The sequence below is a fragment of the Saccharopolyspora sp. NPDC047091 genome (assembly GCF_040643635.1).
Taxonomy (GTDB): Bacteria; Actinomycetota; Actinomycetes; order Mycobacteriales; family Pseudonocardiaceae; genus Saccharopolyspora_C.
This window is the reverse complement of sequence record NZ_JBEYUS010000014.1, coordinates 90580-100042: the sequence shown is the minus strand read 5'-3', so window position 1 is coordinate 100042 and position 9463 is coordinate 90580. Positions and strand designations below refer to the sequence as shown.

Sequence of the window (9463 nt, the reverse complement as noted above, 5' to 3'; positions counted from 1 at the left end):
AACCTCAGCGGTTCCCTCGCTGCGGGATCGATTTCACCGGTGGCTCCGCCACAGGAGAAATCGCTGTCCTCGCGAGGGAACCGCTGAGAACCCGCGGCGGTGCCGGTTGCGTGCTGGGTCGCTGCTCAGCGGCTTCGCCGCTGAGAGGACGAAGGTCGAGACCCGGGTGCGGTTCCGGGGGATCAGAACTCGCGGTCGGTCGCGGCGGTGAGGAGGTCGGTGAGGGTTCGGCGGGTGTGCTCGGGGACTCGCATCGTCGCCAGCGCTCGTCGCGCCGCGTCGGCGCGGGTGGTGATGAGTCCTTCGACCTCCGCCAGCGCGCCGCTCTCCACGATGACCGACTGCACCCGCCGCACCTGCTCGTCGTCGAGGTCGCCCGCCGCGAAGGCGCGGTCGATCTCGGCGAGTTCGGCGGCCCCGGCGCGCCGCCGGGCGGTCGCCAGCAGCACCGTCGGCTTGCGGGTGCGCAGGTCGTCGCCGACGGGCTTGCCCGTGACGGCGGCGTCGCCGAACGCGCCGAGCACGTCGTCGCGCAGCTGGAACGCTTCGCCCAGCGGCAGCGCGTAGGCCGTGTAGGAGTCGAGCAGCTCCGCGTCGGCCCCGGCGAGCAGCCCGCCGAGGTGCAGCGGCCGCTCGATGGTGTACTTCGCGGTCTTGTAGTGGATGATCGTGCAGGCCCGCTCCACCGAGTGCGTGGACCCCGCCTGCTCGGCGACGTCGAGGTACTGGCCGAGCACCAGCTCCGCGAACGCCTGCGCCACCATCGGCTGCACCGCGGCCAGCCGCTGCGGTGGCAGCCCGCTGGAACCGAGCAGTTCGTGGAACCACGCCAGGCACAGGTCGCCGAGCAGCAGCGCCACCGAGGTCCCGAACAGCTCCGAGGAACCCCGCATCCGCTGGTGCTGGTGCAGGTCGGCGTGCTGGCGGTGCAGCGACGGGGCGCCGCGGCGGGTGTCGCTCTCGTCGATGATGTCGTCGTGGATCAGCGCGAACGCGTGCAGCAGTTCCAGCGCGGCGGCCGCGGCGATGATCCCCTCGTCGTCGGGTGCACCGCCCGCGCCGCGCCAGCCCCAGAAGCAGAACGCCGGGCGCAGCCGCTTGCCGCCGATGAGGAAGGTGCGCAGGGTGTCGATCGCCGCGGCCCACTGCGCGCGCCCCGTGGCGTCGGCGGTCATGTCGCGGTACCGGTCCTCCTGCATGTCGAGGAACCGGGACAGGGCCGCGTCGACCCGCTCGCGGACCCCGTCGACGTCCACGGGGTGGCTCGGGGCGGGGAACGTGGTGGTCATCTGGACTCCGTGGGACGAGGAGCCGGTCGGTGGCTCGCGGTGCTGGACTGGTCCCCACGCTAGGGAGTGCGGGCGGGTGCGGGCATCGGCCGTTGCGCCCGGGATGATCTCCACCGAACGGCCGGGTTCACCGGGATTTTCCGGGCCGTTCGGCCGAGGGCTCAGATCCCGTGGCGGGCGGCGACGCCGTCGAGCAGCGCGTCGAGGCCGTCCGCGAAGCGCTGCCGCGCGGAGCCGGTGCCGCTGAGCCGGGCCCACGCGCTGCCCGGGTCGGCGTCGCCGAGCAGGGCGCGCAGCTGCGGGAGGTCGCCGTGGGCGAGCTGCTCGCGGACGAACCGGGTGGTGTCGGCGCTGAGCTCGCCGTGCTGCGGGTCGTCGGTGCGCAGCACGTTGCCCTGCACGTAGTCGTCGACCGCGCCCAGCAGCGCGATCTTCGCCTCGGCGTCCAGCGGGGTGTGCGCGAGCGCGGCGAACGACTGGTCGGCGTGCCGCAGCGCGTTCGGCCCGAGCCGCGCGCCGCGCAGGCCCTGCATCGACCACGGGTGACGCAGCAGCACGTCGCGGGTGCGGTGCGCGATGGCGGTGAGCGCGGCCCGCCATTCGGCGGGCAGTGCGTCGGCGGGGAGCAGCCCTTCGGCCATCACGGCGTCGTCCATCAGCGCGATCAGGTCGTCCTTGGTGCGCACGTAGTGGTACAGGGTCATCGTCCCGGCGCCGAGTTCGGCGGCGACCCGGCGCATGGAGACGGCTTCGAAGCCTTCGGCGTCGGCGAGGGCGAGCGCGGCCGCGGCGATCTGCTCGCGGGTGAAGCGCGGTTTGCGGGTTCCCGGGGCGGGGGCGGCCCAGATCGGCTCGTGCTCGGTTGCCATGTGGTACACCGTACCGCTAACGTTGTTCGTGCGGTGTACGAACATGGAGTACGCCGTACCGCTTGAAGGAGGTGGGCATGAGCGCCCAGCACGACACCGACGTCCTCATCGCCGGAGCCGGCCCGACCGGACTGGTCCTGGCCTGCGAACTCGCCCGGCGCGGCATCGCGTTCCGGATCATCGACCAGGCCAGCGAGCACTTCGGCGGCTCCCGCGGCGACGGCATCCACCCGCGCACCCAGGAGGTCTTCGCCGACCTCGGCGTGCTCGACGAACTGCACGCCGCAGGCGACGGCGGCATCCCGTTGCGCAAGTACGACGGCGACGAACTCGTCTGGGAGGGCTACCCCAGCGAGCCGGTGCCCGCCACGCCCGGGGTGCCGCACCCGAACCCGTGGTTCGTCCCGCAGTTCCGCATCGAGGAGGTCCTGCGCAAGGCGCTCGCCGGACACGGCGGCCAGGTCGAGCTCGGCGTCGGGCTCCGCGCGCTGCACCAGGACGGGCAGCAGGTCGTCGCGCAGCTCGCCGACGGCACCGCACTGCGCGCCCGCTACCTCGTCGGCGCCGACGGCGGGCGCAGCACCGTGCGCCGCGCGCTCGGCATCGCCTTCCTGGGCGAGACCGACGAGACGACCAAGGCGCTCATCGCCGACGTCCGGCTCACCGGGCTCGGCCGGGAACGGGCCCTGGTCTGGACCCGCGACGGCGACATCGCCTCGGTGCAGCCGCTGGCGGGCACCGACCTGTTCACCGTCACCTCCTCCCGCTACGACCTCGATCCCGTGCCGGCGCGGTTGCAGGAATGGCTGCGCGCGGTGACCGGGCTCGATCTGGAGGTGCACGAGGTGCACTGGAACTCGGTGTGGCGGGCCAACGCGCGCCTCGCCGAGCGCTACCGGGACGGGCGGGTGCTGCTCGCGGGCGACGCGGCGCACGTCTGCCCGCCCACCGGCGGCCAGGGCATGAACACCGGGGTGCAGGACGCGCACAACCTCGGCTGGAAGCTCGCCGCCGTGCTGCGCGGCGCGGACGAGGCGCTGCTCGACAGCTACGAGGCCGAGCGGTATCCGGTGGCGGAAGGGGTGCTGCGGCTCAGCGGACGGCTGCTGGACCTGCTGCGCGAGGACGATCCCGAAGCGCACCGGCGCGGACCCGAGCTCAACCAGCTCGGGCTGCACTACCGCGGCGGGCCGCTGGCGGAAGACCGCCGCACCGACCCCGCGGCGGTGCGCGCCGGGGACCGGGCGCCGGACGCCCCGGTCCTGCTCGACGGGGCGGCGGTGCGGTTGTTCGAGCTGTTCGCCGGACCGCACTGGACGCTGCTGGACTTCGGCGGCACCGTCCCCGACCCCGGCATCCCCGGGCTCGACGTGCACGCCGTGCTGCGGGACCCGCGGCCCGGAGCACTGCACGACGTGCACGGCCACGCCCACGACGGCTACGGCGTCGACCGGTCCGCGCTGCTGCTGGTGCGGCCGGACGGCTACCTCGGCTGGGCCGGGGAGCCCGGAGACCTCGCGGGCCTCCGGGCCTACCTGCTGCCGAAGCTGGGGAGCTAGACGAGCATCCCCGCGATGGCGGCGCTCATCAGGTTCGCCAGCGTGCCGCCCGCGATCGCCCGCATCCCGAACTCGGCGATCAGCGGGCGCCGCGACGGCACCAGCCCGCCGAGCCCGCCCAGCAGGATCGCCAGCGAGGAGAAGTTCGCGAACCCGGTCAGCGCGAAGGTGATGATGATGGCGGTGTGCGGCGAGAACGACGCCGCCTGCGGGCCGAAGTCGGTGAACGCGACGAACTCGTTGAGCACCAGCTTCTGGCCGACGAAACCGCCCGCCGCCACCGCGTCCTGCCACGGCACGCCGATCACCCACATCACCGGTGCGAAGACGTAGCCGATGATCTGCTCGAAGGTGATGTCGCCGAGGCCGACCAGGCCGCCTACGGCGCCGAGCACCAGGTTCAGCAGCGCGATCAGCGAGACGAACGCGAACAGCATGGCGCCGACGTTGAGCGCCAGCTTCAGCCCGTCCGACGCACCGGTCGCGGCCGCGTCGATCACGTTGCGCGGCTTGGTCTCCAGCGCTTCGTCGTCGTCGACCGCGGTGGCGGTGCCCGCCTTCTCCGGTTCGGCGGTGTCGGTGGCGGTGCGCTCCGGTTCGGCGTCGGTGCCGGTGGTGTCGGCGGTGGCGTCGGCGCTGCTCGTGCCGCCGGTGTCCGCCGCCGGTTCCGCGCCGGTCCCGGCCGCGGGCTTCTTCGCGAACCACGCGAGCACGCCGCGCCGCCCGTCCGCGGACCCGGTGGCGGCCTGCTCGGCCTCGCCGGTGGTCGACTCCGTCTCCGGCACGATGATCTTCGCCATCATCAGTCCCGCGGGCGCGGCCATGAAGCTCGCCGCGATGAGGTGGTCCAGGCTCGCGCCGAGCAGCGCGTACCCCACCATCACTGAACCGGCCACAGTGGACAGTCCGCCGACCATGACGGCGAAGAACTCGGACCGCGTCATGCCCGCCAGGTACGGCCGCACCACCAGCGGCGCCTCGGTCTGCCCGAGGAAGATGTTGGCCGTGGCGTTCAGCGACTCCGCGCGCGTGGTGCCGAGCACCTTGCGCAGCCCGCCACCGACGATCCGCACCACCCACTGCAGCACGTTCCAGTGGTAGAGCACCGCGGTCAGCGAGGCCACGAACACGATGATCGGCAACACCTGGAAGGCGACGACCGTCGCCCCGTTCGTCGGCATCACCGGTCCGAGCAGGAAGTCGATGCCCTCCTTCGACGAGTCGATCACCCGCTGCACCCCGGAGGACACCGCGCTCAACGCCGCCTTGCCCGCGTCCCAGCGCAGCACCACGAACGCGAACACCAGTTGCAGCACCAGCGCGCCCAGCACCGTGCGCGGCCGGATCGCCCGTCGATCGGTGGACAGCGCGAACGCGATCAGCAGCAGCACGACCATCCCGGCCGCGCCCCAGAGCACCTGCACGTGACCCACCCTCTCCTCGATGCGAACTCGCGGAATGCTCGCATCCCGGCGGCCCGCGCGTGCGGTCGGCCTCACCTCGGGAAAGCCGGTGAAACGGCCCGCCGCGGCCCGCTCGCGGCCGGTTTCGGCCGAACGGCGGGCCGGATTCCGCCGAAACGCGGCATCGCCGCGAGCGCGCCTCGCTAATCTGGATGATCCGAGGTCACGCGCGGGGGTCGCATGGGCACGCGGAGCAGCAAGGTCGCCGGTCACGGCCGGGCACGCCGGAACGCGCAGCTGCGGCAGCCGCCGCGCGGCAGGTGGCGATCGGCCGCGGTCGCGATCGGGCTGGCGCTGGCGACGGCCGCCGCCGGGCTGGTGGTGCCGAAGGCGTGGACCGCGATATCGGACCGGCTGCACCCGCCGGTCGTCGTGTCCGTCGCGAGCCAGGAGCTCTCCGACGACCACAGCTACGTCCTGCCCTACGTGCCCGGCGGCGCGGAGGCCGCCGCCATCGCCGAGCCCGCGAACCTGTTCGGCGGCGACTCGCCCACCCTGCGGCGCGCCACCAAGGCGGGCACCTCCACGACGCGGATCGTCGTGCAGGGCAAGAGCTCGCACACCGTGGTGATCACCGACATGCGGGCTCGGGTGCTGCGCCGCGAACCGGCGCCCACCGGGACCTACTTCTTCGCCCCCGCGCAGGGGGACCTGAGCACGATCGTCGTCGGCGTGGACCTCGACGAGGTGAACCCGGTGGCGCGCAGCCTCGTCGCCGGGCGCCGCACCGACCCGTACTTCCGGGACAACGCGGTGACGCTCGCCGCGGGGGAACCCGCCGTGTTCCTGGTCGAGTCGCACGCGGCCGAACCCACCGCCTACGAGTGGGCGCTGGAGATCGACCTGGTCGTCGACGGGAAGGCGGAGACGCGGACCGTGCAGCGCGCCGACGGCCCGTTCCGGCTCAGCGGTCTCGGCGGCCACTACTCGGCGGTCTACGAGTGGGCGGGAGATCGGTGGAACCATCCGGATCCGGTCGCCTACTGCGGTGCGGGGAAGTGCGGATGAGGCCCGGTCGTGTCGCGTTCGCCCTGCTGCTGCCGGTGCTGTTCCTCGGCGGCGTCGCGCTCGGCGGCTCGGGCGACGAGCCGCCGCCGGTGGCGGGAGCGGGCGCGGACCTGAACTCGGCGGCCGGGATGCTGGGCCTGCTGCCGAAGCCCGGTTCGGGATCGGTGCTCGCCGTGCGCCCGCACGTGCCTGCGGACGGCGTCGACGAGGGCCCGTGGCCGTTGCCTGCCGAGCTCTGCCTGCCCGGCGGGCTCGGCACGCCACCCACCCGCAGTTCTCCGGCCGCCGCGGACCTGGAGCTGCGCGGGGCGGGGCCGGTGCGGGTCCGCTTCGTCCGGTTGGCCGAAGCGGGGATCGCCGACACCGCGGCCGCGCTGCGCGGTGCCGCCGAGACCTGCGAGCAGCAGGTGTTCGGCGCCGACGTCGTGGGCGACCGGTACTACCGGATGCGCGGCCCGGTGTTCGGCGACGCCACCGCGATCTACCGGGGGCTGGGGCGGGTGCGGCTGGACGGCGAACCCGCCGTCATCGCCCGCAGCGGCACCACGCTGCACGCGGTGCAGGGGGAGTGGCTCGTCGCCGTGCACGCGGACTCCGGTCCGGACGAGGAGCTGTTCGCGGCCGCGCGCGAAGTCCTCGGCTCGTTCGACGCGACCGCGCGCACCACGTTCCTCGCCCCGCGTCCGGCGCCGGAGGGCCCGGTGGGCTGCGCCGGTGCGGCGTCCCGCGTCGAGGACCTCCCGGACCCCGGCGCGGCGCAGCCCGCGGAGTTCGTCGAAGCGCTGCACGACGTCGCGTGCGCCCGCGAAGTGCTCGACGTCCGCGACCTCACGTCCGACCCGTTCCTCGCGGACGGCGGGGTGGTGCCGGTGGACCGGGAACCGGTGCCCCCGGACGCGCTCGGCGACCTCGCTCGCGCCCTGGAAGGAAGAGCGACCACTGTGGACGGTCTGATCCGCTACCGCGCGGGGGAGTCCGCGGCGCTGTTCGACTTCCCCCGCGGCGCAGCGGCACCGCGGTTCACCGGATTCGTCCGGGACTGCGCGCACGCCGTGCCCGCGGCGCTCCCGGTGTGCGCGCCCGGTCCGCCGCGCGGGCTGGGCGACGTCGATTGGCCCGCGCTGATCGGGAAGTCGTGGTGCCCGGACGAGCTGCCGGTGGAACCGTCCGTCGCGTACCGGGGTGACCTCACCGGTGACGGGCTGGACGATGCGGTGGTCCTGGTGAGCTGCACGGCGCCGACGTCCGGGATGCCGGACGAGGTCCGCGTCTACGCCGGGACGGCTGCGGAGAATTCCCCACGGCTGCTGGGGATTCCGCTCGGTCCGCGGGACGGGACGGACGAGCGCGGGTTGTTCGTCGACTCCGTCGACCTGCTGGACGGGGTGCTCGTGGTGACGTCGTTCGGCTACGGACCGGGAGATCCCAACGCCGATCCCGGATTCGTCGTCACCGATCGCTTCCGCTGGAACGGCGGCACCTTCGACCGAGGAGCGCGGGATGTCGAACCCGCGCGGTGACCCTCAGCCTTCGATGCCGCGCTGCTCGTCCGCTTCGCGGGAACGCCGGGCGGCGATGCGGATGCAGCGCATGCACGGCATCCCGGTGGATTCCTCGACGAGGGACGGATCGAGCGGGATGCCGCACAACGTGATCAGGACGTCGCGCGGCGTCCAGGTCGCGGCGTGCACGACGCGGGCTCGTTCGCCGACGATTCCCGCGCGGTAGCGGACGTTGAGCACCGCGGGCTCCTCGGGCGGTGGCGGGTCGGCACCGATCACGTCGGGCAGCGGCGCCGTGCCGGGTTCGGAGTGGCAATCGTGAAAAGCAGGCATGGTTCTCACCTGACTGGCTAGCGGTGGGTGAGCGCTTGTCCTGTCAAGTTACGACTGCGCAGCAAGGCGGAGTGACAGCTATGTGACAGTGCGGCAATATGCTGCCCACTCCAACGTGGGTCACCTAGTCTGGTGGTTCTTTGGCCCTACGTGGAAGGAGCCCCGTGCCACGGCCTGAACAGGGATCGGCCCTCGGCGAACGCGTTGCGATGGCTCGAAAAGTCGCGGGACTCAACCAGCAGGCCCTGGCGCAGCGTGCCAATTACAGCATCAGCATGCTCCGAGCGGTCGAACAGGGCCGAGAACCCGGCTCGCCCGCGTTCGTCGCGGCCGTCGCCCGCGCGCTCGGCATCGAAGCCGAAGAGCTCTACGGGCAGCCGTACCGCGCGACCCTCGACGACGACGGCGGAATCCCGCCCGGGCTCACCGAACTCCGCACCCTGTTCGCCGAAGGGCGCTACGCCGGTGCGCTCGAACCCGGCTCCACCGAGGAGATCGAAGCCGACCTCGCCAAGGTGCGCGACCTCCGGCACTCCGACCGCGCCCGGCAGGCCATCGAACTGACGCCGACGCTGCTGCGCCGGATGGCGGGCGCGATCCGCCAGGCGAGCACCGATTCCGCGCGCGAACGGGGGTACCGGTACCTCGCCCAGGCCTACGGCAACACCGCGCAACTGGTCTACCGCTTCGGCTGGATACCGCTCGCCACCCAGGCCGTCGACCGGATGGAGAGCGCCGCCGAACGCAGCGACGACCCGCTGCTCGCCGCGCACGCCGTGCAGCACCGCGCGCTCATCCTGATGTCCTGCGCGTCCTACGACACCGGAACCCGGTTGGTGGAGCACTCGCTGGACCTGTTGGAGTCCAGACCGGACAGCGAAGAGGTGCTGGCGCTGCGCGGATCGGCGCACCTGCGCGGCGCGATGATCGACGCCCGCGCCTGCGAACTCGACCGGGCCCGCGAGCACATCGCCGAGGCCAGGGCGATCGGCGCCCGCCTCGGCCGCTCCTCCGCCGCCTACGACACGAACTTCGGGCCCGGCAACGTGGACATCCACGACGTGGCGGTCTCCCTCGAAGGCGGTGACCCCGGCCGCGCCGCCCGCGACGGCTCCGAACTGCGGCTGCCCGACGACATGCGGGCCAACCGGATCGGCCACCACTGGCAGGACGTCGCCCGCGCCTGGGTGCTGGCGGGCGACCACGCCAACGCGCTGCGCGCCCTGAACAACGCGCGCCGCGTCGCGCCGCAGCAGACCCGCTACCACCCGCAGGTGCGCGAGACCGCGCGCGCCATCGCGATGGCCGAGCGCCGCAAGTCCGACAGCATCGCCCATTTCACCAACTGGCTCGGCCTCAAGGTCTGACCGCGCGATTCCTAGGTGCGCCACGGCCTGGGTCGGCGGGGCCGCACCGCGCAGAGTCGTCCTCGACGGCCCG

Annotated in this window: 8 protein-coding genes; 4 read left to right on the top strand and 4 right to left on the bottom strand. The window is 73.2% G+C overall.

Annotated elements, in window-relative coordinates; translation table 11 throughout:
• Window positions 1-182: 182 nt before the first annotated feature.
• Together ABZ805_RS09655 and ABZ805_RS09650 are read right to left on the bottom strand one after the other, a co-directional pair.
• Window positions 183-1289: a polyprenyl synthetase family protein gene (locus ABZ805_RS09655; RefSeq protein ID WP_358436910.1), complete on the bottom strand. Its 1107-nt coding sequence runs from the start codon at window positions 1287-1289 to the stop codon at window positions 183-185.
• Window positions 1290-1450: 161 nt separating this feature from the next.
• Window positions 1451-2158, bottom strand: coding sequence for a TetR/AcrR family transcriptional regulator (locus tag ABZ805_RS09650; protein WP_358436907.1), 708 nt, complete (start codon window positions 2156-2158; stop codon window positions 1451-1453).
• Between the two features lie 77 nt (window positions 2159-2235).
• On the opposite strand from ABZ805_RS09650, the gene ABZ805_RS09645 reads away from it, so the two are divergent.
• The gene (locus ABZ805_RS09645) at window positions 2236-3717 is read left to right on the top strand and encodes an FAD-dependent monooxygenase (protein WP_358436904.1); all 1482 of its coding nucleotides are present in this window, start codon (window positions 2236-2238) and stop codon (window positions 3715-3717) included.
• Here ABZ805_RS09645 and ABZ805_RS09640 read toward each other — a convergent pair.
• Window positions 3714-5150, bottom strand: coding sequence for a NupC/NupG family nucleoside CNT transporter (locus ABZ805_RS09640; RefSeq protein ID WP_358436901.1), 1437 nt, complete (start codon window positions 5148-5150; stop codon window positions 3714-3716). The two genes, ABZ805_RS09645 and ABZ805_RS09640, sit on opposite strands and share 4 nt — an antisense overlap.
• A gap of 210 nt (window positions 5151-5360) precedes the next feature.
• Here ABZ805_RS09640 and ABZ805_RS09635 point away from each other — a divergent pair, with 210 nt between their 5' ends.
• The gene (locus ABZ805_RS09635; RefSeq protein WP_358436898.1) at window positions 5361-6188 is read left to right on the top strand and encodes a hypothetical protein; all 828 of its coding nucleotides are present in this window, start codon (window positions 5361-5363) and stop codon (window positions 6186-6188) included.
• Entirely contained in the window at window positions 6185-7708 is a 1524-nt protein-coding gene (locus ABZ805_RS09630; protein ID WP_358436895.1) for a hypothetical protein, read from the top strand. The genes ABZ805_RS09635 and ABZ805_RS09630 overlap by 4 nt, the downstream gene beginning before the upstream one ends.
• Window positions 7709-7711: 3 nt before the next feature.
• Here ABZ805_RS09630 and ABZ805_RS09625 read toward each other — a convergent pair whose 3' ends face one another.
• Complete coding sequence (locus tag ABZ805_RS09625) at window positions 7712-8023, bottom strand: hypothetical protein (protein ID WP_358436892.1); 312 nt, start codon at window positions 8021-8023, stop codon at window positions 7712-7714.
• A gap of 209 nt (window positions 8024-8232) precedes the next feature.
• On the opposite strand from ABZ805_RS09625, the gene ABZ805_RS09620 reads away from it, so the two are divergent.
• On the top strand, window positions 8233-9390 hold the full coding sequence (locus ABZ805_RS09620; protein WP_358436890.1) for a helix-turn-helix transcriptional regulator: 1158 nt from the start codon (window positions 8233-8235) through the stop codon (window positions 9388-9390).
• Window positions 9391-9463 lie beyond the last annotated feature (73 nt).

What these genes read in the sequence shown, in the direction of transcription:
- ABZ805_RS09655 (WP_358436910.1), bottom strand. Translation starts at nt 1,289, where the DNA reads ATGACCACCACGTTCCCCGCCCCGAGCCACCCCGTGGACGTCGACGGG.
- ABZ805_RS09650 (WP_358436907.1), bottom strand. Translation starts at nt 2,158, where the DNA reads ATGGCAACCGAGCACGAGCCGATCTGGGCCGCCCCCGCCCCGGGAACC.
- ABZ805_RS09645 (WP_358436904.1), top strand. Translation starts at nt 2,236, where the DNA reads ATGAGCGCCCAGCACGACACCGACGTCCTCATCGCCGGAGCCGGCCCG.
- ABZ805_RS09635 (WP_358436898.1), top strand. Translation starts at nt 5,361, where the DNA reads ATGGGCACGCGGAGCAGCAAGGTCGCCGGTCACGGCCGGGCACGCCGG.
- ABZ805_RS09630 (WP_358436895.1), top strand. Translation starts at nt 6,185, where the DNA reads ATGAGGCCCGGTCGTGTCGCGTTCGCCCTGCTGCTGCCGGTGCTGTTC.
- ABZ805_RS09625 (WP_358436892.1), bottom strand. Translation starts at nt 8,023, where the DNA reads ATGCCTGCTTTTCACGATTGCCACTCCGAACCCGGCACGGCGCCGCTG.
- ABZ805_RS09620 (WP_358436890.1), top strand. Translation starts at nt 8,233, where the DNA reads ATGGCTCGAAAAGTCGCGGGACTCAACCAGCAGGCCCTGGCGCAGCGT.